We start from the raw sequence: 24,072 nt of genomic DNA, 5'->3' as shown, positions 1-24,072 counted from the left end.
CCATGTCAATCACCCCGAACGAAACCATCCTGCTGGTCGGCCACGGCTCGCGCGAAGCCGGCGCCAACGACGAGATCGAGGCCTTTGCCCAGCAATGGCGCCAGCGTCAGCCGGGCTGGCGCATCGAGGTCTGCTTCATCGAATTTGCGCCGGTGATGTTGCACAGCGGCCTGCGCCGCGCCGCCGCCGGCGCGCAGCGCGTGCTGGTGCTGCCGCTGATCCTCAATGCCGCGGGGCATGTGAAGATGGACATCCCGCAGGCCATCGACAGCGCGCGTCTGGACTGCCCTGGCACGCAGTTTCTCTATGCCCCGCATCTGAGCGCCTGCGACCCCATCCTCGCCCTGCTCAAGCGCCGCCTGCGCCAGGCCATGATGAGCCTGGACATGCCCGACCCGCGCAACACCGGCGTGGTGCTGCTGGGCCGCGGCGCCTCGGACCGCCAGGCCAATGGCGATGTGGCCAAGATGGCGCGCTGGCTGCTGGAGGAGGGCGACCATGAGCTGGTCGATGTGGCCTTCACCGGCATCACCCATCCGCGTCTGGAGCGGGTGGTGCAGCGGCAAAGCCAGCAGCTGATGACGCAGATCGTCGTCTTGCCTTACTACCTGTTCAGCGGCACCTTGATCAGCCGCATCGAGCGCCAGGTCGAGCATCTGCGCCTGCAGTACCCGCAGCTGCGTTTTGCCCTGGCCGATTATTTCGGGGCCGAGCGCGAGATCTTCGAGCTTCTGGAGCAGCGCGCCGCCGACCTGCGCGCCGGCGCCCCGGCCGCCCTGATGCCTTGCGACGGCTGCAAGTTCCGCGAGATCGCCGTCAGCCTGGGCCATGGCGGCCATCACCATGGGCCGGAGCCGCATGTGCACGATCACGACCATGGGCATGACCATTCGCATGCGCACGACCACGCGCATTCGCATGACCACGCTCATGACCACAGCCACGCGCACGGTCATGAGCACCATCACCACCATCATCACCCCCACGACGACCATGCCCACGGGCATGCGCCGGCATGAGCGTCCACGCCCAGGGCAACACCGTCACCGAGCAGCTGACCGCGGCCGGGCGGGCCATCGAGCATGACTCCTTCGCGGTGATCGACACCGAGGTCGGTCCGCACGGCTACGACGCGCTGCAGTGGCCGGTGGTGCGCCGCATGATCCACGCCAATGCCGACTTCGATTTCAACGGCCTGACGGACTTTCACCCGCAGGCGGTCGAGGCCGGCATCGCCGCCATTCTTGCCACGGGCGGGCGCGCGCCCAGCCGTGTGGTGGCCGATGTAGAGATGATTTGCGTCGGCCTTTCGCGCCCGCGCCTGGCTCACTTCGGCATCCGCACGCACCAATTCATCAGCGATGCCGATGTCATCCAGGCGGCCACCGAGCAGGGCACGACCCGCGCCGTGCAGGCCATGCGCAAGGCCCAGGCCCAAGGCCTGCTGGACGGCGCCATCGTCGGCATCGGCAATGCGCCCACAGCCCTGATCGAGCTGGTGCGCCTGATCCGCGAGCTGGGCGTGCGGCCGGCCCTGGTGGTCGGCATGCCGGTCGGTTTTGTCTCGGCGGCCGAGAGCAAGGACTTGATGGCCGAGCTGCATGAGGTGCCCTGGATCATCATCCGCGGCCGCAAGGGCGGCTCCACCCTGGTGGTGGCGGCCATCCATGCGCTGCTGGGCCTGGCCGAGGCGCGCGAGCGCGAGACCTTGAATCAGGAGCCGCACTCGCCATGATGGACAAGACCGTCAAGCGCGGCACCCGCACCGGCTTCACCACCGGCGCCTGCTCGGCTGCGGCCGCGCGGGCGGCCGTGCTGGGCCTGGTGCACGGTGCCGTGCCCGAGACGGTGGAATGCCTGCTGCCGAACGGGCAGCGCGTCAGCTTCGCGGTGCAGGACGGCCGCTGCGAGGGCGAGGGCCTGGCCCGTGTCGCCCATGCCATGGTCATCAAGGACGCCGGCGACGACCCCGACTGCACCGACAAAGCCCATCTGACGGCCGATGTCAGCCTGCGCCCGGAACTGCAGGGTCAGGTCTTGCTGGCCGGCGGCTTCGGCGTTGGCACGGTGACCATGCCGGGCCTGGGCCTGGCGGTGGGTGGCCCGGCCATCAACCCGGTGCCGCGCCGCAATATCGAGGACAACGTGCGCGAGGTGGGCCAGAGCCTGCTCGATGAGCTGGGCCTGGAGGTCTGCATCTCGGTGCCGCAAGGCCTGGAGATGGCCAAGAAAACGCTCAACGCGCGACTGGGCATCCTCGGCGGCATCTCCATCCTGGGCACCACCGGCATCGTCAAGCCCTACTCGACGGCGGCCTACCGGGCCAGCGTGGTGCAGGGCGTGCAGGTCGCCGGAACCACGGGAGCCGGCATGGTGGCCCTGACCACCGGCGGCCGCACCGAGAAGTTCGTCATGGCCGAATACCCGGAGCTGCCGCAAGCCTGCTTTGTGCAGATGGGCGACTTCCTGCGCTATGCGCTGGACGCGGCGGTCAAGGCTCGCCTGGACCATGTGGTGATCGGCGGCATGGTGGGCAAGCTGACCAAGATCGCCCAGGGCGAGACCATCACCCACGCCGGCCGCGCCGAGGTGGACACCGGCCTGCTGGCCGAGCTCTGCGCCGGCATCGGCGTGCCGGCCGAGGTCTGCGAGGACATCCGCAACGCCGAAACCGCCCGCTATGCCAGCGAGCGCGTCGAGGCCCTGGGCCTGGTGCTGGAGTTCCACCAGGCCCTGGCCGAGCGCGTGGTGCAGACCCTGATGGGCCGCTACCCGGGCAAGTTCCGCCTGACCGTGCTGGTCTGCGATTTCGAGGGCCGCAAGCTGGCCGAGGCGGCCAGCCATTGAAGACCACTCAGATGACAGACATGACGATTTCTGAAACCCACACCCATGCGCCGCGCCCGCCGCAGGGCGAAGACACCCGCTACGAAGGCCAGCGCTTCAGCGGCCGGCGCTGCCAGGTGATCGGCGTGCTGGACGATGGCGCGGCCAGCCTCAGCGCGGCCGCCCTGGCCCAGCTGCGCGCGGCCGACTGCGTGATCGGCGCCGCCCGCACCCTGGCCCTGTTCGAGGCCGAGATCGCGCCCGGCGCGCGCCGGCATGAGATCGGCAGCGCCCTGTCCCAGGTGCCGCTTTGGGTGCGCGAGGCTCAGGCTCAGGGCCAGCACTGCGTGGTGCTGGCCACCGGCGACCCGCTGTGCTTTGGCATCGCCAGCTATCTGGCGGCGCGCCTGTGCATCGACGCGCTGGAGGTGCTGCCGAACCTGAGCACCATCCAGCTGGCCTGCGCCCGCCTGGGCCTGCCCTGGCAGGACCTGAAGTTCTGCTCGGTGCACAGCCGCGATGCCGGCGAATGGCAGCCGGGCGCCGATGCCTCGCATGGGCTGTATGCGCTGTTGCAGACCCTGCGCCAGCAGGAGCGCGTGGCCGTGCTGACCAGCCCGGAAAACAGCGCCGATCGCATCGCCCGCATGCTGCTGGCCGAAGGGCTGGGCGAGGCCTTTCAGATCGCCGTGGCCGAGTCGCTGTGTCAGCCGGGCGAGCGGGTGCGGGCCGAGCTCAGCGTGGCCGAGGTGGCCGAGCTGCGCTTCGCGCCCCTGCATGTGATGCTGCTGCTGCGCTTGCAGCCGCGGCCGCGGCCGGTGCTCTTCGGCCTGGCCGATGAGAGCTTTGAGCAACGCCAGCCGGAGAAAGGCCTCTTGACCAAACGCGAGGTTCGCGCGGTGTCGCTGGCGCGCCTGCAGCTGCGCGCCAACAGCATCGTCTGGGACATCGGCGCCGGCTCCGGCTCGGTGGGCCTGGAGGCGGCGCGGCTCTGCCCCGAGGGCCATGTCTACGCGATCGAGAAGAACACCGAGGACGCGGCCATCGTCGCCCGCAACCGCCTGGCCCTGGGCCTGAGCAACCACAGCAGCCAGCAAGGCCGCGCGCCCGAGGGCCTGGAGGCCTGGCCCGCGCCCGACGCCGTCTTCATCGGCGGCTCGGGCGGCGAGCTGGTCGAGCTGATCGAGCGCGTGTTGGCCCGGCTCAAGCCCCAGGGTTGGCTGGTGATGAATTTCGTGACGCTGGAGAATCTGGCCACGGCGGTCGAGGCCTTGAAGGCCGGTGGCGCGAGCTGGGATGTGCTGCAGCTGCAGGCCTCGCGCAGCAGGCCCATTCTGCATATGCACCGGATGGCGGCGGAGAACCCGGTCTGGGTGGTCTGCGCGCAGCGCGGGAGTGCGGCATGAGCGAGATCGTGCAAGCCAAAGGGACGCTGTACGGCGTCTCGCTGGGCCCCGGCGACCCCGGGCTGATCACGCGCCGCGGCTGGGCGCTGCTGGAGCGGCGCGATGCCGTCTGGACCTATCCGGTGCGCAGCCTGCGCAAGGACAGCTATGCGCTGGACATCGCCCTGCGCGCCGGCCTGCAGCCGCCCGCGCAGCACCAGTCCCTGCTGTTCCCGATGACGCATGACGCCGAGAAGCTGGCCCGCCACTGGCTGAAGGCGGCCGAGACGGTGCGCGCGCTGCTGGACGGCGGGCAGGACGTGCTTTTTCTGGTCGAAGGCGATGCCTCCACCTACGCGAGCTTTGGCTACCTGGCCCGGGTGCTGCGCGAGCTAGAACCGGAGGCCCGCATCGAAATCGTCGCCGGCGTCAATTCCTTCAACGCCGCCTGCGCCCAGCTGCAGATGCCGCTGTCCGAGCAGGACGACACCATCGCCATCGTGCCGGCGGCCTATGGCATTGCCGCGGTCGAGCGCATGTTGGAGGACTTCGACACCCTGGTGCTGATGAAGGTCAAGCCGCTGCTGGACGACTTGATCGACCTGCTGGAGCGGCGCGGCCTGCTGGCCCACAGCCGCTTCATCGAGAAAGCGGGCAGCCCGGTCGAGCGCATCGTCCACGAGGTGGCCAGCTTGCGCGGGACCAAGGTCAATTACCTGTCCCTGCTGCTGGTGCGCAACCCGGGGCGGGTGCGCGGCGAGCTGCAGCGCGGCTGCCGCAAGAAGGAAAGCCAGGCTGCCGCCGAGCTGGACGAGGAACCACAAGAAGATGAAAGCGAAACATGAATCCTGAGAACGTCATCGCGGCACCGCGCGTGGTCCTGGTCGCCATCACCAAGCATGGCGCCGCGCAAGTGGCAGCGCTGGCGCGCGAGCTGCCGCAGGCCGAGCTCTGCGTGGCTGAGAAGTTCGCACCGGCCCTGGCCGGCCTGGCCAACCCGCTGCGGGTCTACAGCGGCGCGTTCAAGGATGAGATTGGCGAGCTGTTCGCGCGTTATGACCAGATCGTGTTTTTCGTCTCTCTGGGTGCGGTGGTGCGTCTGATCGCGCCGCATCTGAAGAGCAAGGACGAGGACCCCGGCGTGCTGGTGGTCGACGATGCGGGCGAGTTCGTCATCCCGGTGCTCAGCGGCCATGTCGGCGGCGCCAATGCCATGGCCGAGCAGATCGCGGCTTTGCTGCGCGCCACGCCGGTGCTGACCACGGCCTCGGACGTGGGCAAGACCATTCCGGTGGACATCCTGGGCCGCGAGCTGGGCTGGCGGGTCGAGGCGCCCAAGATCAACATCACCCGCGTCTCCGCCCATGTGGTCAACGAGGAGCCGGTCGCCTTTGTGCAGGAGGCGGGCAGCCCGCACTGGTGGACGCGGCCGACGCCGCTGCCGGCGCACATCCAGCGCTTCGAGCGCTTCGCCGATGTGGACCTGGGCCGCTTCAAGGCCGTGCTCTGGGTCACCCATGCCGAGGTGCCGGAAATTCTTTGGCAGCGCCTGGCCGAGCGCCTGGTCGTCTACCGGCCGCCGCTGGCATGAGCGCGCCGCTGCTCTCTGGCGGGCCGGTGGTGCTGGGTCTGGGCTGCGACCGCGGCACGCCGACCGAGACCATCGCGCAGGCGGTGGCCCAGGCCCTGTTGCGCCTGGGCTGCGGCTCGGCCCAGGTGCGCGGCCTGGCCAGCATCGCGCTCAAGGCCGACGAGGCCGGCCTGCTCGCCTTTGCCGCGGCCCAGGGCTGGCCGCTGCACTTCTTCAGCGCGGCCGAGCTGGCCCGTGTCGAGGTGCCCAACCCTTCGGAGACAGTGCGGCGCCACACCGGCACGCCCTCGGTCAGCGAGGCGGCGGCCCTGCTGCTGGGCGGCGGCCGGGTCAGCGATCTGCTGCTGGAAAAACACAAGCACCGCGGCGCCGATGGGCGCCACGCCACCGTGTCGGTGGCCCGCTCACACAAGGAATGAAGCCATGAATGAAGCACTGAAGCCCAGCGATGCCAGCGAGCCCAACCATTCCAGCCCCGGCCGCATCATGCTGGTGGGCATCGGCCCCGGCAGCGTCGAGCACATGACGCTGCGCGCTCGCGCGGCGATTGCCGAGGCCGATGTGGTGATCGGTTACGTCACCTACATCAAGCTGGTGGCCGATTTGCTGGAGGGCAAGGAGATCGTGCGCAAAGGCATGACCGAGGAGCTGGACCGGGCGGTCAGCGCGCTGGAGCAGGCCCGCCTGGGCAAGAAGGTGGCGCTGATTTCCTCGGGCGACGCCGGCGTCTACGGCATGGCAGGGCCCACCTACGAGGTGCTGTTCCAGGCCGGCTGGACGCCGGACGACCCGGTGCAGCTGGAGATCGTGCCCGGCGCTTCGGCCATCAATGCCTGCGCCTCGCGCGTCGGCGCGCCGCTGACGCATGACTTCTGCTCGATCTCGCTGTCCGATCTGCTGACGCCCTGGCCGACGATTGCGCGCCGGCTCGATGCCGCCGCGGCGGCGGATTTTGTGGTGGCGCTCTACAACCCCAAGAGCGGTCGGCGCACGCGCCAGATCGTCGAGGCGCAGCGCCTCTTTCTGCGCCACCGTCGGCCCGACACACCGGTCGCCGTGGTCAAGAGCGCCTACCGCCGGCGCGAGCGCATCGAGTTCACGACCCTGGACCGCATGAGCGAGTGCGAGATCGGCATGCTGAGCACCGTGCTGATCGGCAACAGCAACACCGTGATCCAGCATGGCCTGATGGTCACGCCGCGCGGCTATTCCAACAAATACGACCTCAGCGAAGGCGGCGAGACCCGCGCGGGCGAGCGGCCCGGCCGCTCGCTGTCCACCGGCCTGCTGGGCTGGCTGGAAGGGCTGCAGGCCGACCATGCGGCCGGCGACAGCTTCGAGCTGCTCGCCGCGCGCCACCGCCTGCCGCTGGACTATGTGCGCGCGACCCTGAGCGAACCGCTGGAAGCCGCGGCGCCGGACAGCAAAGAGGAGGAGGCCGATATCGAGGGCTGAGACACGCTGAACGACCACGAAGAAGTACACAGCTGCCAGGTGCCGCGCGAACCCTTCCGAGGGTTTTCGGGTTCAACGGGAACGGGGTCAGGTCTTGCCACAAGACCGCATGCCCCGACTGCCCCCGCAACGGTGGGCGAGTGCGGTGTCCTCACGGTGTTTGCCACGGCGCAAACACCTGCCACTGAGCCTCAGGGCTTGGGAAGGCGAGGCCACAAGACTCGCGAGTCCGGATACCGGCCTGCCAGCTGTTCAACCCCTTGCCACGGCAAGAGGCTTGTGAACACGACCGCCCACGGGGTGTTGGACGGAACTGAGGCCTGCGCCATCGGCGCGAGGCTGCGGTTTCCTGCCATGCGGGCGGTCGAACCGACGACATTTGATGATGAAGACATTGCAAGGCCGCCCCGGGGCGCGCCATCTTTCCCTGCTCGGCGCTGCCGCGCTCGCCAGCTGCGCCGCTGTGGCCCAGACCCGTCCGCCTGCGGCCGATGCTGAGGCGCCGACGCCCATTTCCTTGCGCACCGTGCAGATCCAGGGCCAGGCCCAGAGAAGCGTCTTGCAGACGCCGCAAAGCACGGCCTCCCGCCTGGGCCTGAGCCCGCTGGAAACGGCGGCCAGCGTCGAGGTGCTGGAGGTCGATCGCCTGCGGGCGCGCGGCGATGCCAGCGTGGCCGAGCTGGTCTCGCGCAGCACCGGCCTGGCGGCCCTGGGCTCGCCGGGCTCGGGCAGCACCTACAGCAGCCGCGGCTTCAGCGGCAATGATTCGGTGGCGCAGGCCGAGGACGGCCTGCGCATGGCCACAGCCTCGGGAACCCAGTCCGGGCCCGCTGACAGCTTTGGTTATGAGCGCATCGAGATCCTGCGCGGCCCGGCTTCGGTGCTGTACGGCGACGGCGCCATCGGCGGCCTGATCAATCTGGTGCGCAAGGCGCCGGGCCGCGAGGCGCGCAGCGAGCTGACGGCCGGCCTAGGCACGGACGGCGAGTACCGCCTCGGCCTGGGCCTGGGCCGGCCGCTGGGCGAGCAGCTTGGCCTGCGCCTGGATGCGCTGGCCAAGGGCGGCGATGGTTTCGTCGCACGCGGCCAGCACCGCAACCGCAAGCTGATGAGCATGCTGCGCTGGCAGGCCACGCCCGATCTGCGCCTGGATCTGAGCCTGGACATCCACCGCGACAGCCCGAGTGCCTACTACGGTGCCCCGCTGAAGAACGGCCAGCTCTGGGCCGAGCTGCGCGGCGAGAACTACAACATCAGCGACGCGATCTGGCGCATGGACCAGGAGCGCGCTCGCGCCCGCCTGGATTGGCGGTTGAGCGAGGGCCTGGCCGCCCGCGTGGTGGCCTACCGTTTCGAGGCCGACCGGCGCTGGCAGAACCTGGAGGAGTACGCGCTCAGCGCCGATGCGCAGACGGTGCGGCGTTCGGGCTATCTGGGTATTGCCCATGAGCTGCGCCAGAACGGGCTGCGCGCAGAGTTGTTGGGGCAGGGCGGGCAGGGTGGACGCTTGAACTGGTCGCTGGGCGCGGAACGCATGGATCTGCGTTTTCAGCATGCCAATGATTTGTATGAGTACAAGACGGTGACCAGCGTGCCCCTGCATGGCTTCGACCCCGGCCGCTACATCGCCGCGGCCGAGCTGCTGCCGCGCAACCGCTCGCAGACCGAGCAGCTGGCCCTGTTCGCCGAGGCCGACTGGCAGCCGCTGGACGGCTGGCATGTCAGCGCCGGTCTGCGCCGCGATCGCAGCGAGGTGGAGCGGCAGATCCTCTCGCCCAAGCCCGATGCCTGGAGCGGCCGCTTCACGCCCACCGCCTGGCGCCTGGGCACGGTCTGGCAGCTGAACCCGGCGCAAAGCCTCTACGGCCAGCTCAGCAGCGGCACCGACCCGGTCGGCACCATCGCCACGCTGAGCAAGGCCAGCGCCAACTTGCGCCTGACCGAAGGCCGGCAGGCCGAAGTGGGCTTCAAGCAGGCGGGCGCAGAACTGGAGTGGAGCGCGGCCCTGTTCCAGATCGCCAAGACCCACATCCTGACGCCCGACCCCAAGAACCCGCGCGAGAGCGTGCAGGGCGGGCGCCTGCGCTCGCGCGGCCTGGAGCTGGGCCTGGCCTGGACGCCGGCGCCGGGTTGGCGCGTCGATGCCAATACCAGCTTGCTGCGGGCCCGCTACACGGAGCTCTTCGACAGCGCCGGCCTCTCGCTGGCGGGCAAGCGCCCGCCCAATGTGGCCGAGCGCCTGGCCAACCTCTGGCTCAGCCGCCAGCAGGGCGACTTCGACCTGGGCGCCGGCCTGCGCCATGTCGGCCAGCGCAGCACCAACACGGCCAACACGCAGAGCCTGCCCGGCTACACGGTGCTGGATGCCTCGCTGGGCTGGCGCTTCAGCCGCCAGGGCGCGCTGCGCCTGCAGCTGCGCAATCTGGGTGACCGGCTCTATGCCAGCAGCACCTACACCGCCAACCAGGCCATGCTGGGCAAGCCGCGCAGCGCCGATCTGGTGCTGGACTACCGCTTCGACTGACAGCCCGGAGCTCAAGCGATGTGGCGCCGTCTTCATCTGATCCACCGCTGGGCCGGCATCGGCCTGGGCCTGCTGGTGCTGCTGTGGCTGCTCTCGGGCCTGGTCATGCTGTTTGTGGCGCGGCCCGAGCTGCGCGCGGAAGAGCGCCAGCGCGCCCTGGCCGAGCTGCCGGCCCAGGCCCAGGCCGTGTCGCCGGCCCAGGCCTGGGCGGCGGTGGGCGCCTCGGCCCCCCCGGAGGCGGGCGGCTTGCGCCTGCAGCAGCAGCTGGGCCGGCCGGTCTATCTGCTGCAGACGGGCAAGCGCTGGCTTGCCGTCGACGGCCTGAGCGGCCAGCCGCGCCCGCCGCTGCAGCCGGCCCAGGCCGAGCAGCTGGCGCGCGAACATGCCGAGCGCCTGACAGGGCGCACGCTGGCGGTGGCCGAGCTGGAGCTGCTGGAGCGCGACCAGTGGACGGTCTACAGCCGCTTCAACCCGCAGCGCCCGCTTTACCGCGTGGCTTTGGCTGATGAGGACGAGGGCCTGGAGCTCTACATCGGCCAGGCCAGTGGCGAGCTGCTGCTGGACACGCGCCGCTGGGAGCGGGCCTGGAACTGGCTGGGCTCGGTCACGCACTGGATCTACATCACGCCGCTGCGCCAGCACACCGAACTCTGGCGCCAGATCATTCTCTGGAGCAGCGGCGCGGCGGCGCTGATGTGCCTGCTGGGCTTGGTGCTAGGCCTGCAGCGCCTGCGCCTGCGCCGCCGCTATGCCAGCGGCAGCGTCTCTCCCTACCGCGAGCGCTGGCAGCGCTGGCACCATCTGCTGGGCCTGGGCGGCGGCGTGGTCTTGCTGGCCTGGCTGTTCAGCGGCTGGCTGTCCATGGGGCCCTGGGGCTGGCCCGGTGGCGACGGCGCAGCGGCCGGGCAGGAGCGGCAGCGCTGGCAGGGCGCGAGCCCGTCCGTCGCGGCCCTGTCGCTGCCGGAGCTTCGGTCGGGTGTGGTGGAGCTGGAGGCCCTGCGTTTCCAGTCGCAGACCTGGTGGCTGGCGCGGCTGGCGCAGGGCAGTAGCGAGCTGATTGCGCCCGGGGGTCAGGTCTTGCCCCAGGGCTTGAGCGAGGCGCAGTTGCGGGCCGCTGCCCAGGCCATGCGGCCGCAGCAGCCTCTGGTTCAAGCGCAGTGGCTGCACGAGGCCGATCTGCACTACTACCCGCTGCGCCACCACCCGCGCGACTTCCCGGTCTACCGCCTGCAGTACCAGGACGGCCTGCTGCTCTACCTGGACCCGCGCAGCGCCCGCATCGCCCTGCGCGTGGACGCGGCCGGGCGCTGGAACCGCTGGCTCTTCAACGCCTTGCACCGCTGGGACCTGCCGCCCTTGCACGGCCTGACTCTGGCGCGCGACGCCCTGGTCATCGCGCTGAGCCTGGCCGGCCTGGCGCTGACGGCCGCAGGTACCGTGCTGGGCTGGCGCCGCTTGCGCGGCCGCCGCCCCCTTCCTTCCAAAATCTCATCAGACCAGAAAGCCCAGGCGACGCCATGAATGACGACCTTTCCCTGCCCGTTCCGGACGAGCCCATCGTCCGCCCCAAGATCGCCGCCTACCGCCGCCATCTGCTGGTCTGCACCGGCCCACGCTGCACGGCGGACGGCGAGGCGCAGGCCTTGTTCGACAGCCTGGGCGACAAGTTCAAGTCCGCCGGCCTGCACGAGGGCGAGCTGCGCGTGAAGCGCAGCCGGGTCAGCTGCTTCGCCGCCTGCAAGGGCGGGCCGGTGATGTGCGTGCAGCCCGACGGCACCTGGTATTTCAATGCCCGGGGTGAAAACCTGGATCGCATCATCACCGAGCATCTGCGCGATGGCCGGCCGGTGGCCGAGCTGGTTTTCCACCAGGGGCCGGGCTGCAGTGATGAAGAAGCGGCCGAGCCATGAGCGACCCCAGCAAACCGGGGCGGGTGAGCCTGGTCGGCGCCGGCCCGGGCGCGGCCGATCTGCTGAGCCTGCGGGCGCTGCGCCGCATCGAGGCGGCCGAGGTGGTGGTGCATGACCGCCTGATCTCGCCCGAGATCATGGACCTGCTGCCGCCGCGGGCCGAGCGCATCAATGTGGGCAAGGCGGCGGGCGCGCACATGGTGGGCCAGGCGCAGATCCATGCCATCTTGATCGAGCAGGCGCGTGCCGGCCGCGAGGTGGTCCGTCTCAAGGGCGGCGACCCCTTTGTCTTCGGCCGCGGCGGCGAGGAGATGCTGGCCTTGCGCGAGGCCGGCATTGAATGCGAGGTGGTGCCGGGCATCACGGCGGCCAGCGGCTGCGCGGCGGCGGCCGGCATCCCGCTGACCCAGCGCGGCATGGCGCGCGCCTGTGTCTTCCTGGCCGGTCAGCTGGCCGACGAGGGTACGCCCTTCGACGAGCAGCTTGATTGGCCGGCGCTGGCGCGATCGGGTCAGACGCGGGTTTTCTATATGGGCATCGCGCGCCTGCCGCGCATCGCCGGCCAGCTGATGGCCCATGGCCTGAGCCCGGCGACGCCGGCCGCCATCGTGCAGGACGGCACGCGGCCGGGCCAGCGGGTGTTGGCCTGCAGCCTGAGCCGCCTGTTGGAGCGGGCGCCGGCCTATGGGCCGCGGCCGGGCTTGCTGATCATCGGCGAGGCGGTGGCCCTGAGCCCTGACTACCGGGAGGACTGAGCAAGGCGGCCTGCATGACAATGCGGGCATGAGCTCCAAGAAACCCATCCTGCTGCTGGTCGACGGTTCCAGCTACCTCTACCGCGCCTACCACGCCATGCCCGATCTGCGTGGCCTTGAGGGCGTGGCCACCGGTGCCATTCACGGCATGGTGGCCATGATGAAGCGCCTGCGCGAGCAGGTGGCGGCCGAACATGCGGTGTGCGTCTTCGACGCCAAGGGCCCGACCTTCCGCGACGAGTGGTACCCCGAGTACAAGGCGCAGCGCGCGCCCATGCCCGACGCGCTGCGCGAGCAGATCACGCCCATCCACGAGGTGGTGCGCCTGCTCGGCTGGCCGATTCTGGAAGTGCCGGGCATCGAGGCGGATGACGCCATCGGCACCCTGGCCCGGGTGGCGGCCGAGGCCGGCCATGCGGTGGTGGTGTCCACCGGCGACAAGGACCTGGCGCAGCTGGTGTCCAGTGACACCACCCTGATCAACACCATGAACAAGGCCGCCGCCGTGCCCGGCAGCCTGGCGCCCTGGGGCGGGCCGGCGATCGACTGCGAAGTGCTGGACCCGGCTGCGGTGGGCCTCAAGTTCGGCGTGCCGCCCGATCGCATTATTGATTACCTGACCTTGATGGGCGACACCGTGGACAACGTGCCCGGGGTCGAGAAGGTCGGCCCCAAGACGGCGGCCAAGTGGATTGCCGAGTACGGCTCGCTGGACGGCGTGATCGCCAGCGCCGACAAGATCAAGGGCGTGGCCGGTGAGAACCTGCGCAAGGCGTTGGACTGGCTGCCCATGGGCCGCAAGCTGGTGACCGTCAAGCTGGACTGCGACCTCAGCGGCCATGTGCCGGACTGGCCGGCGCTGGAGGCCCTGGCCTTGCGCGAGGTGGACCGCGTCGGCCTGCAGGACTTCTACACCCGCTATGGCTTCAAGACTTGGCTGAAGGAGATCAGCGGCGGCACGGCCACGGCGGCCCGCGCCGCGGCGCCCGTCAGCGGAGATCTGTTTGCCGAGGCGCCTGTTTCGGCGCTTGAGGTGGAACGTCGCTACGAGACGGTGCTGGAAATGGCCCAGCTGCAGGGCTGGATCGCCCGCATCGCCGCCGCGCCCCTGGTGGCCCTGGACACCGAGACCGATTCCCTGGACCCGATGCAAGCCCGCATCGTCGGCATCTCCTTCGCGGTGGCGCCGGGCGAGGCGGCCTATGTGCCGCTGGCCCATGAGGGCCCCGATGCACCCGCCCAGCTGGACCTGGCTGAGGTGCTGGCCGCGCTGCAGCCCTGGTTGGAGGATGCGGCCGCGCCCAAGCTGGGCCAGAACCTCAAGTACGACACCCATGTGCTGGCCAATCACGGCATCGCCCTGCGCGGCGTGCAGCACGACACCATGCTGCAGAGCTATGTGCTGGAAGCGCACAAGACCCATGGCCTGGGCGCTCTGGGCGAGCGCTACCTGGGCCGCGCCGGCGTGAGCTACGAAGAGCTCTGCGGCAAGGGCGTGCATCAGATTCCTTTTGCTCAGGTCGATGTGGCCAAGGCCTCCGAGTACTCTTGCGAGGACTCGGACATGTGCTTGCAGCTGCATCAGATCCTCTGGCCGCAGATCGAGGCCGAGCCCGGCCTGCTCAGGGTCTACCGCGACATCGAGATGCCGACCAGCGCCTTGCTGGCCCGCATCGAGCGCACCGGTGTGCTGATCGACCCGGAACTGCTGCAGGCGCAAAGCCATGAGCTGGGCCAGCGACTGCTGGCCCTGGAACAGGAGGCCTACGACATCGCCGGCCAGCCTTTCAATCTGGGCTCGCCCAAGCAGATCGGCGAGATCCTGTTCACCAAGCTGGGCCTGCCGGTCGTGAAGAAGACGGCCACGGGCGCGCCGTCCACCGACGAAGAGGTGCTGGAAAAACTGTCCCTGGATTACCCGCTGCCGGCCAAGCTGCTGGAGTACCGCGGCTTGGCCAAGCTCAAGAGCACCTACACCGACAAGCTGCCGCTGATGGTCAACGCCCGCACGCACCGGGTGCACACCAACTACGCGCAGGCGGTGGCGGTGACCGGGCGTCTGTCCAGCAACGAGCCCAATCTGCAGAACATTCCCGTGCGCACGGCGGAAGGCCGGCGCGTGCGCGAGGCCTTTGTGGCGCCACCGGGCTGCTGCCTGGTCAGCGCTGACTATTCGCAGATCGAGCTGCGCATCATGGCGCACATCAGCGAAGACCCGGGCCTGCTGCGCGCCTTCGGCGAGGGCCTTGATGTGCACCGCGCCACCGCCTCCGAGGTGTTCTCCACCCCGCTGGCCGATGTCACCAGCGAGCAGCGCCGTTATGCCAAGACCATCAACTTCGGCCTGATCTACGGCATGGGCGCTTTCGGCCTGGCCCAGTCTCTGGGCATCGAGCAAAAAGCCGCACGCGATTACATCGAGCTCTACTTCCATCGCTTCGCCGGCGTGAAGCACTATATGGACAGCACCAAGGCGAGTGCCGGCGAGCTGGGCTATGTCGAGACCTTGTTCGGCCGGCGCATCTATCTGCCCGAGATCAAGGGCGGCAACGGCCCGCGCAAGGCCGGTGCCGAGCGCCAGTCCATCAACGCGCCCATGCAGGGCACGGCGGCCGACCTGATCAAGCTGGCCATGATTGCCGTGCAAGCCGAACTGGACGCCCAGGGCAAGGCCACCCGCATCGTCATGCAGGTCCACGATGAACTGGTGTTTGAAGTGCCCGAGGCCGAGCTGGACTGGGTGCGCCGCGAGGTGCCGCGCCTGATGGCCGGCGTGGCCCAGCTGAAGGTGCCACTCTTGGCTGAAGTGGGTGTGGGGCCGAACTGGGAGCAGGCGCACTGAGCATGTTGCGGTGCCAAATGGCACAGGCCTTGGTGAAAACCCCTGTCATCTTTCGGTGCTAGGGGACCGGGGCTCAGGGTGCGCCCTCTAGGTCGAGCGGGTCTGATGTGAGAAATTGTTCACAGCCCGGGGAGTTTTATGGGCACTCAATCGTGATCGCTACAAGGAATTCAAGATGAAAAAGTTGAACACAGCTCGCACCCTCGCCTTCGCCGCAGTCACCGCTCTTGCCATGAGCTTTGGTAGCGCCCAAGCGGCCGGCAAGGTCGTCAGCAGCGCTTCGGCAGCCAAGCTGGGCGGCATGTCTTCCGTGATTGGCGCTGAGGCCTACCAGACCAACCGTTCAGCGGCCAGCACCTTGGTGGTGGATGTGGCTGGCATTCAGAGCTTTTCTGAGTTCGGCGAAGCGGGCAATGTGGTTCGCACCTTCAATATCGGCGCCTTTGCCACCGTGACCTCGGTGGACTGGAACCTGAACCTGACCGCCTACGACCCCAGCTGGTTGTCGGAGCTGAAGGTGTCCTTCGCCGGCCTGACCTTCACGCCTGGCGTCGGTGACAACGACCCGGGCACCGCGAGCTACAGCGGCACCATCGACCTGGTCGACGCAGGTTTTGCCTTCCAAGTCGGTGCCGATGGCTTGCTGACTCTGGAATTCCACGAGGGTTTTGACGACTCGGGCGTCGACCCTGATGGCATCTGGAATTCGGGCTCGCTGAGCTTCGGCGTCACCGCTGCCGTGCCGGAACCCAGCACTTACGGCCTGATGGCCCTGGGTCTGATCGGTGTGGTGGGTGTGGCACGTCGCCGCAAGAACGCCTGATCGATTTCGGTTTCGGTCTGACCCGCCCGGCTTGAAAGCCCGGCGGGTTTTTCTTTGTCTGCGCCGGAGCGGCGCAGGCCCTCGGTTAGCATCGCTGCCATGAATTGGCCTTATGAATTGCAGATCGGCTGGCGTTACACGCGGGCCGGGCGGGGAGGGCGGCGCAACCGCTTCATTTCTTTCATCTCCGGGGTGTCCATGCTGGGCATCGCCCTCGGCGTGGCGGCGCTGATCATCGTGCTCTCGGTGATGAACGGCTTCCAGAAGGAAGTGCGCGACCGCATGCTCTCGGTGATCGCTCACGTGGAGTTGCAGTCCTACCAGGGTCAGGCCTTGCCTGACTGGCGGGCGACCGCCGCACAGGCCAAGCAGAACCCGGCCGTCATCGGCGCGGCCCCCTTCATTGCCGCCCAGGCCTTGATCGCCCGTGGCTCGGACATGCGCGGTGCCATGGTGCGCGGCATCTCGCCGGCCGAGGAGGCCACCGTCACGCCGCTGGCGGCTGAGTTGAAGGACGGGCCGCTGGCGCGGCTGCGCTCGGGCGAGTGGGGCATCTTGCTCGGTTCCGAGTTGGCGCGTGCCCTGGGCGTGCGTGAGGGCGACAAGATCACCCTGGTGGCGCCCAACGGCCAGGTCACGCCGGCCGGCGTGGTGCCGCGACTCAAGCAGTTCACCTTGGTCGGCACTTTTCATGCCGGTCATTACGAATATGACACGGGCATGGCGCTGATCCATGTCGACGATGCGGCGAGGCTGTTCCAGGTCGAGGGGCCGACCGGTGTGCAGCTCAAGCTCAAGCAAGCGCTGAGTGCGCGCCAGGTGGCGGCTGAGTTGGCCCAGTCCCTGGGCCCTGAAATCTATGTGCGCGACTGGACCCGCACCAATGCCACCTGGTTCGATGCGGTGCAGGTGGAAAAGCGCCTGATGAGCATCATCCTGACCTTGATCGTCGCCGTGGCGGCCTTCAACCTGGTCTCGACCCTGGTGATGACGGTGACGGACAAGCAGGCTGACATCGCCATCCTGCGCACCCTGGGCGCCAGCCCGCGCTCCATCATGGGCATTTTCATGGTGCAGGGTGCCGCGTCTGGCGTGATCGGAACCCTGACCGGTGTGGGCTTGGGGCTGCTGGTGGCTTTCAATATCGATGTGATCGTGCCGGCCATCGAGCGCTTGCTCAATGTCAGCTTCCTTCCCGGCAGCATCTACCTGATCAGCCGCATGCCCAGCGACCCGCAGTGGGGCGATATCGTGCCCATCGGCGTGACTTCCTTGATCCTGGCCTTCCTGGCCACCTTGTACCCGAGCTGGCGCGCCAGCCGCGTTCAACCCGCTGAGGCGCTGCGCTATGAGTGATCCTTCATCGTCCTTGATTCTGGAAGGGCGGGGCCTGAGCCGCCGCTTCAGCGAAGGCGATCTCGATGTGCAGGTGCTCTCAGGCGTGGACCTGCAGGTGCGCCGCGGCCAGACCCTGGCCATCGTCGGCGCCTCGGGTTCGGGCAAGTCCACCTTGCTGCATTTGCTCGGTGGCTTGGACAAACCCAGCGCCGGCCGCGTCAGCTTGATGGGTCGCAACTTGGCCGAGATGGGCGAGCCCGAGCTGGGCCGCTGGCGCAACCAGCATCTGGGTTTCGTCTACCAGTTCCACCACCTGCTGCCCGAGTTCAGCGCTCTGGACAATGTGGCCATGCCCTTGCGCATCCGCCGCCAGACGCAAGAGCAGGCGCGGGCCCGTGCTGCGGCCATGCTGCAGCGTGTGGGCCTGGGCGCGCGCCTGGCGCACCGGCCGGCGGAGCTTTCGGGCGGCGAGCGCCAGCGCGTGGCGATTGCCCGCGCCTTGGTGACCGAGCCGGCCTGTGTGCTGGCCGATGAGCCCACCGGCAACCTCGACCGCAGCACAGCACAAGCGGTGTTCGAGCTGATGTTGACCACGGCCCGCGAGCTGGGCACGGCCTTTGTGCTGGTGACCCATGATCAGACGCTCGCCGCGCAATGCCAGCAGCAGCTGAGCCTGGTCGGCGGCACCATGCAGCCGGCCTTGGCCTGACCCTTCTCCTTTTCCCTTGTTTCCCTGTTCTCACGAGTGACCATGAGCCAAGACAACCGCTTCATCCTCAAGCTCAGCTGCCCGGACCGCGCAGGCATCGTCCATGCCGTGACCGGTTTTCTGCTGGAGCAGGGCGGCAACATCCTGACCTCGGCCCAGCATGGCGATGCCGACCACCAGCGCTTTTTCATGCGAATCGAGTTTGAGTGCGCGGCGCTGACCGAGGCCGCTGCGCTGCAGGCTGCCTTCCAGCCCCTGGCCGAACGCCTGCAGATGGACTGGGAGCTGGTGGCGCGTTCGGCCAAGACGCGGGTGCTGCTGCTGGTGTCCAAGCTCGGCCATTGCCTGAATGACTTGCTGTTCCGCGTGCAGACCGGGCATCTGCCGATCGAGATTCCGGCCATCGTCTCCAACCACCGCGATTTCTACCAACTCGCGGCCTCGCACAACATTCCTTTTCACCACTTCCCGCTGTTGAACTCGAGCGCGGAGCAGAAGCAGGCCCAGGAGCGCAAGATCCGCGAGGTGATGGCCGAGAACCAGATCGATCTGGTGGTGCTGGCTCGCTATATGCAGATCCTCTCGCCCGAGCTGTGCCGCGACCTGTCGGGCCGGGCCATCAACATTCACCACAGCTTCCTGCCCAGCTTCAAGGGCGCCAAGCCCTACCACCAGGCCTATGAGCGCGGCGTCAAGCTGATCGGCGCGACCGCGCACTATGTGACCTCGGACCTGGACGAGGGCCCCATCATCGAGCAGGAGGTGGCCCGCATCGACCACAGCCTGCCGCCCGAGAAGCTGGTGGCCATCGGCCGCGACACCGAGTGCGTGACCCTGGCCCGCGCCATCCAGTGGCATGCCGAGCACCGCATCTTGCTGAACGGCCGCCGCACGGTGGTGTTCCGCTGATCGTTCACCGTTCGCGGAGACCTTGGCATGTGGATTGACAGCCACTGCCACCTCGACGCGCCCGAGTTTGATGGCGACCGTGCCGCCGTGGTGGCGCGTGCTCGCGCGGCCGGTGTGCAGCAGATCGTGCTGCCGGCGGTGGCCGCCTTTGATTTCGACACCGTGCGCGAGCTGGCCCATGCGCATGGCTACGTCTACGCCCTGGGCATCCACCCGCTGTACGTGATGCAGGCCAGCGAGCAAGACCTGACCCTGCTGACCGAGCAATTGGAGCGTCACCACGGCGATCCGCGCCTGGTGGCCATCGGCGAGATCGGCCTGGATTTCTTTGTGCCTGGCCTTGATGCCGAGCGGCAGCGCTTCTTCTATCTGGAGCAGCTCAAGCTGGCGCGGCGTTTTGAGCTGCCGGTGCTGCTGCATGTGCGGCGCAGTGCCGATCAGCTGCTTGCCGGGCTGCGGCGCTTGCCGGTATCCGGCGGCATTGCCCATGCTTTCAATGGCAGCGCGCAGCAGGCGCAGGTTTTTGTGGATTTGGGCTTCAAGCTGGGCTTCGGCGGTACCTTGACCTTCGAGCGCTCGCAGCAGATCCGCCGCCTGGCGGCCGAGCTACCGGCTGAGTGCCTGGTGCTGGAGACCGATGCGCCCGACATCCCGCCACACTGGCTCTACAAGACGGCGGAGCAGCGCGCGGCCGGCGAGGCCATGGGCCGCAACGAGCCGGCCGAGCTGCCGCGCATCGCCGAGAGCTTGGCCGCGCTGCGCGGCTGGAGCCTGGCCGAGACGGCGGCCATCACCAGCGCCAATGTGCGCGCAGCCTTGCCGCGCTTGGCTTTGCCCGCGCATGGCTGAGATCGACAGCAGCTCCGTGCCGCGCCTGCAAGGCTTGGCACCCCATGTGTTCGGCGACACCCGGCTGCTGGTGCTGGGCAGTTTTCCCGGCGTGGCCTCGCTGCAGGCGCAGGCCTATTACGGCCACCCGCAGAACCAGTTCTGGCGCCTGCTCGGCGAATCGCTGGGCCTGGCCCTGGCGTCGGCAGGCTATGCCGAGCGCCTGGGGCTCTTGCAGCAGGCCGGTGTGGGGCTGTGGGATGTGATCCAGACGACGCAGCGGCGCGGCAGCATGGACAGCGACATTCGCAATCCCGAGGCCAGCGATTTACTGGGCCTGATCGAGGCGCGTCTGCCTTGCCTGCGCGCCATTGCCTTCAACGGCGGCACGGCCGCGCGCTTGGGCCTGCGCCAGCTGGGCGATCAAGCCGGGCGCTGGCGCATCCATGCCCTGCCGTCCTCCAGCCCGGCCTACACCCTGAGCTATGCGAAGAAGCTGGCCGTCTGGGCCCAGCTCGGGCCTTCGCTGCAGGCGGCCATGGGCGACACTTGAGGCATGAGCCTGAACAACAAGTCCAAGAGTCCATCCAAATCCAAGACCGGCGCCATGCCCTGGGCGCCAGCCACCATGTCGGAGTTCGACGGCGTGCGTTTTCTGCACCTCGATTCCATCTGGGTGCAGGGCGCGATGCGCATCCGCAAGCCTCAGCATCTGGAGCTGGAATACATCCAGCGCATGATGGCCTGGATGCTCTGGCGACCGAGCGCTGAGCTGCGCAGCGGCCACGCTTTGCAGCTGGGCCTGGGCGCTGGGGCCATCACCCGCTTTTGCCACAAGGTGCTGCGCATGAAGACCACGGCGGTGGAGCTGAACCCCACGGTGATCCAGGCCTGCCGCATGTGGTTCCACCTGCCCGAGGACGACAAGCGCCTGACCGTGATCAACGAGGATGCCGGCCAGTGGGTGGCGAACCCTGAGCATCTGCAAACGGTCGATGTGCTCAACATCGACCTCTATGACCACGAGGCCGCCGGCCCGGTGCTGGACGATAAAGACTTCTACCGCCATTGCCATGGCCTGCTGGTGGACGGTGGGCTGATGACGGTGAATCTCTTCGGCCGCGACGCCAGCTTTGCCTCCAGCGCGCGGCGTGTGGCGGCCATCTTTGGCTCGGACCAGGTCTGGAGCTTGACGCCGACCAAGGAGGGCAACACCGTGCTGGTGGCGGCGCGCGGCGTGGTGGTGCCGGATCGCGAGGAACTGGAGCGCCGAGCGGCTAATATCGAGACGCTGTTCGAGCTGCCGGCGCGCAAATGGCTGCGCATGGTGCGGCCCCTGCCTTTGAGCATTCTCAACCCCCAATGAGCGCGGAGCGACCCATCGCCATGAGTGCCAAGTCCAAGACCAGCGCCCCCTCTACTTCTGCTTCTGCCGCCGCTGCCTCGGCCGCCCAGCCTGCCGAAGGAAGGCTGGAGTGGCGTGCCTTGCTGCATTGGCTGCGCGACGATGGTTTGATCGATGACGAGCAGGTGCAGCGCACCGAGGCCCGTTTCGCGGCCGGGGACAGCTCCTTGCACCCGCTGGTGCGCTTGGGTCATGGTGGCTTGGCCCGGCTCAGCAATGGCAAGCCTCTCGATGTCGACGCGCTGTCCGAATGGCTGGCCGAGCGGGCCAAGCTGCCTTACTTGCGCATCGATCCGCTCAAGGTCGATGTGGGCCGGGTGTCCGATGTGATGTCGGTAGGCTATGCCGAGGCCAAGCGCTGCCTGCCGCTGCTGGTGGGCGTCAACGACGTGACCATCGCGACCTCGGAGCCTTTCGACACCGGCTGGGTGGCGCAGATCGAGGCCCATGTGCGCAAGCCCATCAAGCTGGTGGTGGCCAACCCGCTGGAGATTTCGCGCTACACGACCGAGTTCTTCACGCTGGCCCGCTCGGTGCGCGCCGCGGCCAAGGCCGGCGAGTCCAGTCAGGTGGCCAGCTTTGAGCAGCTGGTGGAACTGGGCCGCAGCAACAAGCAGCTCGATGCCAATGACCAGGGCGTCGTGCAGGTGGTGGACTGGCTCTGGCAATACGCCTTTGACCAGCGCGCCAGCGACATCCATCTGGAGCCGCGCCGCGAGATGGGCGTGATCCGTTTCCGCATCGACGGGGTGCTGCACACCGTCTACCAATTGCCGCCCACGGTGATGAGCGCGATGACCTCGCGCATCAAGCTGCTTGGTCGCATGGACGTGGTGGAGCGCCGCCGGCCGCTGGACGGCCGAATCAAGACGCGCAACCCGGCCGGCGATGAGGTGGAAATGCGCCTGTCGACGCTGCCCACGGCCTTTGGCGAAAAGATGGTGATGCGCATCTTCGACCCGGACACCGCGGTCAAGGACTTGTCCATGCTGGGTTTTTCCAGCCACGACAACGAGCGCTGGGAAAAGCTGGTGACCCAGCCGCACGGCATCATCCTGGTGACCGGCCCAACCGGCAGCGGCAAGACCACGACCCTGTACTCCACGCTCAAGCGCCTGGCGACGGAGGAGGTGAATGTCTGCACGATTGAGGACCCGATCGAAATGATCGAGCCCGCCTTCAACCAGACCCAGGTGCAAAGCGCGCTGGACTTCGGCTTTTCCGAGGGCTTGCGGGCCTTGATGCGCCAGGATCCGGACATCATCATGGTGGGCGAAATCCGCGACCTGGCCACGGCCGAGATGGCGATTCAGGCGGCGCTGACGGGGCACCTGGTGTTCAGCACCTTGCACACCAATGATGCCGCAGCGGCCATCACGCGCCTGACCGACTTGGGTGTGCCGTCTTACCTGATCAGCGCCACGGTGATTGGCGTGCTGGCCCAGCGCTTGGTGCGCACCCTGTGCAACCATTGCAAAGTGCCCGACCCCAGCGTCACCCGCGACACCTTGAATGACATGCTCAAGCACTGGCGCATGAATGGCGGCGTCAAGCCCTACAAGCCGGTCGGTTGCCTGGAATGCCGCAATACGGGTTACCGAGGCCGGGCGGGTCTGTACGAGCTCTTGACGGTGGGTGAAGCGGTCAAGGCCCATCTTCACCCGACCCCCGATATCTCCGCGCTGCGGCGCCAGGCCATGCAAGAGGGCCTGCGACCGCTGCGCTTGGCGGGGGCGATGAAGGTGGCGGAAGGTGTGACCACGCTGGAAGAAATCCTGCGCAGCACGCCGCAGTGGCAGACCTGAGCCAGCCGCGCGCGTGAATCGCGCGGCGGCACAGTCTGTCGAGATTACGTGTAACCCACAGGCCGAGCCGGGATGGCGCTGCCTAGAATCGCCCGTCATCGACAGAATCAATAGAGGGCGCACCCATGAAGATCAAGAGTCAAAGAGACTTCTTCTCCGGCTTGATGTTCGTGTTGCTCGGGCTGACGTTCGCCTGGGCCTCCACCGAATACAGTTTTGGTTCCTCCGCGCGGCCTGGGCCAGGCTACTTCCCGTTTGGGCTGGGCGTGCTGCTCGCCTTGCTGGGCGCTTTGGTCCTGTTCAAGGCTTTGACGATTGAATCCGAAGGGGGCGACCCGATCGGTGCGATCGCGTGGCGCCCCTTGTTGGTGATCACGGCGGCGATTGTCTTGTTTGGCCTGTGCTTGCCGCGCCTGGGCCTGGTCATGACCTTGCCCATGGTCGTGACCCTCGCTGCAGCGGCCGGTGATGAATTTCGTTGGCGCGATGCCTTGCTGAATAGCGTGCTGCTGACTTTGGGCAGCTGGGTAATTTTTGTCTGGGGCTTGAAGCTGGTGATTCCAGTGTGGCCTGTCATTTTCGGCAACTGAGGGCTGACGCATGGACTTGCTCAACAATCTCGCGCTCGGCTTTCACACGGCCCTGACTCTGCAGAATTTGCTGTATGCCTTTGGTGGCGCCTTGCTGGGTACATTGATCGGTGTCTTGCCCGGCCTCGGCCCGGTGGCAACCATTGCCATGTTGCTGCCCTCCATCTATGCCTTGGACGCGACACCGGCGTTGATCATGCTGGCCGGTATCTACTACGGCGCCCAGTACGGTGGTTCGACCACGGCGATTTTGATCAATGTGCCCGGTGAATCGAGCTCGGTGGTCACTGCCATCGACGGCTACCAAATGGCCCGCCAGGGCAGGGCGGGCGCGGCCTTGGCTGCCGCTGGCCTCGGCTCATTCTTCGCCGGCTGTG

At 68.0% G+C, this 24,072-nt stretch carries 23 protein-coding genes and 1 riboswitch (1 of these 24 running past the window's edge); all 23 genes read left to right on the top strand.

The features are described 5' to 3' along the window. Window positions 1-2: 2 nt before the first annotated feature. On the top strand, window positions 3-1,019 hold the full coding sequence (locus tag ACQY39_RS20440) for a sirohydrochlorin chelatase (RefSeq protein ID WP_428509339.1): 1,017 nt from the start codon (window positions 3-5) through the stop codon (window positions 1,017-1,019). After that, entirely contained in the window at window positions 1,016-1,735 is a 720-nt protein-coding gene (locus tag ACQY39_RS20435; RefSeq protein ID WP_428509337.1) for a precorrin-8X methylmutase, read from the top strand. Before ACQY39_RS20440 ends, ACQY39_RS20435 begins: the two co-directional genes overlap by 4 nt. Then, window positions 1,732-2,847 (top strand): cobalt-precorrin-5B (C(1))-methyltransferase, encoded by a 1,116-nt coding sequence (locus ACQY39_RS20430; RefSeq protein WP_428509335.1) that lies wholly within the window; start codon window positions 1,732-1,734, stop codon window positions 2,845-2,847. The genes ACQY39_RS20435 and ACQY39_RS20430 overlap by 4 nt, the downstream gene beginning before the upstream one ends. A gap of 20 nt (window positions 2,848-2,867) precedes the next feature. Then, on the top strand, window positions 2,868-4,232 hold the full coding sequence (gene cbiE, locus ACQY39_RS20425) for a precorrin-6y C5,15-methyltransferase (decarboxylating) subunit CbiE (RefSeq protein ID WP_428509333.1): 1,365 nt from the start codon (window positions 2,868-2,870) through the stop codon (window positions 4,230-4,232). After that, on the top strand, window positions 4,229-5,056 hold the full coding sequence (cobI, locus tag ACQY39_RS20420; protein ID WP_428509331.1) for a precorrin-2 C(20)-methyltransferase: 828 nt from the start codon (window positions 4,229-4,231) through the stop codon (window positions 5,054-5,056). The genes cbiE and cobI overlap by 4 nt, the downstream gene beginning before the upstream one ends. After that, entirely contained in the window at window positions 5,053-5,802 is a 750-nt protein-coding gene (locus ACQY39_RS20415; RefSeq protein WP_428509329.1) for a cobalamin biosynthesis central domain-containing protein, read from the top strand. Before cobI ends, ACQY39_RS20415 begins: the two co-directional genes overlap by 4 nt. Continuing rightward, window positions 5,799-6,221 carry a cobalamin biosynthesis protein gene (locus ACQY39_RS20410; protein WP_428509327.1) on the top strand — a complete coding sequence of 141 codons (423 nt, stop codon included), beginning with the start codon at window positions 5,799-5,801 and terminating at the stop codon, window positions 6,219-6,221. Before ACQY39_RS20415 ends, ACQY39_RS20410 begins: the two co-directional genes overlap by 4 nt. A gap of 4 nt (window positions 6,222-6,225) precedes the next feature. Next, window positions 6,226-7,257 (top strand): precorrin-3B C(17)-methyltransferase, encoded by a 1,032-nt coding sequence (gene cobJ / locus ACQY39_RS20405; protein ID WP_428509325.1) that lies wholly within the window; start codon window positions 6,226-6,228, stop codon window positions 7,255-7,257. A gap of 20 nt (window positions 7,258-7,277) precedes the next feature. Beyond that, a riboswitch (cobalamin riboswitch) is annotated at window positions 7,278-7,516 on the top strand. A 126-nt stretch (window positions 7,517-7,642) separates the two neighbouring features. Then, window positions 7,643-9,781 carry a TonB-dependent receptor gene (locus ACQY39_RS20400; RefSeq protein ID WP_428509323.1) on the top strand — a complete coding sequence of 713 codons (2,139 nt, stop codon included), beginning with the start codon at window positions 7,643-7,645 and terminating at the stop codon, window positions 9,779-9,781. 18 nt (window positions 9,782-9,799) lie between these two features. Next, window positions 9,800-11,302, top strand: coding sequence for a PepSY domain-containing protein (locus tag ACQY39_RS20395; protein ID WP_428509321.1), 1,503 nt, complete (start codon window positions 9,800-9,802; stop codon window positions 11,300-11,302). Beyond that, window positions 11,299-11,691: a (2Fe-2S) ferredoxin domain-containing protein gene (locus ACQY39_RS20390; RefSeq protein ID WP_428509319.1), complete on the top strand. Its 393-nt coding sequence runs from the start codon at window positions 11,299-11,301 to the stop codon at window positions 11,689-11,691. Before ACQY39_RS20395 ends, ACQY39_RS20390 begins: the two co-directional genes overlap by 4 nt. Further along, window positions 11,688-12,446, top strand: a complete 759-nt coding sequence (gene cobA / locus ACQY39_RS20385; protein WP_428509317.1) for a uroporphyrinogen-III C-methyltransferase — start codon at window positions 11,688-11,690, stop codon at window positions 12,444-12,446. The genes ACQY39_RS20390 and cobA overlap by 4 nt, the downstream gene beginning before the upstream one ends. Before the next feature lie 28 nt (window positions 12,447-12,474). Next, window positions 12,475-15,288, top strand: coding sequence for a DNA polymerase I (polA, locus tag ACQY39_RS20380; protein ID WP_428509315.1), 2,814 nt, complete (start codon window positions 12,475-12,477; stop codon window positions 15,286-15,288). Between the two features lie 175 nt (window positions 15,289-15,463). Then, complete coding sequence (locus ACQY39_RS20375) at window positions 15,464-16,111, top strand: PEP-CTERM sorting domain-containing protein (RefSeq protein ID WP_428509313.1); 648 nt, start codon at window positions 15,464-15,466, stop codon at window positions 16,109-16,111. Between the two features lie 99 nt (window positions 16,112-16,210). Beyond that, window positions 16,211-17,467, top strand: coding sequence for a lipoprotein-releasing ABC transporter permease subunit (locus ACQY39_RS20370; protein ID WP_428509311.1), 1,257 nt, complete (start codon window positions 16,211-16,213; stop codon window positions 17,465-17,467). Continuing rightward, window positions 17,460-18,158, top strand: coding sequence for a lipoprotein-releasing ABC transporter ATP-binding protein LolD (gene lolD, locus ACQY39_RS20365; RefSeq protein ID WP_263562629.1), 699 nt, complete (start codon window positions 17,460-17,462; stop codon window positions 18,156-18,158). Before ACQY39_RS20370 ends, lolD begins: the two co-directional genes overlap by 8 nt. Window positions 18,159-18,200: 42 nt before the next feature. Beyond that, entirely contained in the window at window positions 18,201-19,067 is an 867-nt protein-coding gene (gene purU / locus ACQY39_RS20360; protein WP_428509309.1) for a formyltetrahydrofolate deformylase, read from the top strand. A 27-nt stretch (window positions 19,068-19,094) separates the two neighbouring features. Next, window positions 19,095-19,916 (top strand): TatD family hydrolase, encoded by an 822-nt coding sequence (locus ACQY39_RS20355; RefSeq protein ID WP_428509307.1) that lies wholly within the window; start codon window positions 19,095-19,097, stop codon window positions 19,914-19,916. Beyond that, window positions 19,909-20,448, top strand: a complete 540-nt coding sequence (locus ACQY39_RS20350) for a DNA-deoxyinosine glycosylase (protein ID WP_428509305.1) — start codon at window positions 19,909-19,911, stop codon at window positions 20,446-20,448. Before ACQY39_RS20355 ends, ACQY39_RS20350 begins: the two co-directional genes overlap by 8 nt. A gap of 3 nt (window positions 20,449-20,451) precedes the next feature. Then, window positions 20,452-21,261 carry a spermidine synthase gene (locus ACQY39_RS20345; protein ID WP_428509303.1) on the top strand — a complete coding sequence of 270 codons (810 nt, stop codon included), beginning with the start codon at window positions 20,452-20,454 and terminating at the stop codon, window positions 21,259-21,261. A 20-nt stretch (window positions 21,262-21,281) separates the two neighbouring features. After that, window positions 21,282-23,105 (top strand): GspE/PulE family protein, encoded by a 1,824-nt coding sequence (locus ACQY39_RS20340; protein WP_428509301.1) that lies wholly within the window; start codon window positions 21,282-21,284, stop codon window positions 23,103-23,105. A 125-nt stretch (window positions 23,106-23,230) separates the two neighbouring features. Further along, window positions 23,231-23,695 (top strand): tripartite tricarboxylate transporter TctB family protein, encoded by a 465-nt coding sequence (locus tag ACQY39_RS20335; protein WP_428509299.1) that lies wholly within the window; start codon window positions 23,231-23,233, stop codon window positions 23,693-23,695. 10 nt (window positions 23,696-23,705) lie between these two features. After that, window positions 23,706-24,072: the beginning of a tripartite tricarboxylate transporter permease gene (locus ACQY39_RS20330; RefSeq protein ID WP_428509297.1), read on the top strand. Its footprint extends 1,142 nt past the window's final position; 367 of the gene's 1,509 nt are visible here — the first part of the coding sequence; its start codon is at window positions 23,706-23,708; the stop codon falls past the right edge of the window.

This window comes from Roseateles sp. (assembly GCF_965262435.1).
Lineage (GTDB): Bacteria > Pseudomonadota > Gammaproteobacteria > Burkholderiales > Burkholderiaceae_C > Paucibacter_A.
Note: the sequence above shows the minus strand (reverse complement) of the source record. Positions and strands in the feature narration are given on the sequence as shown.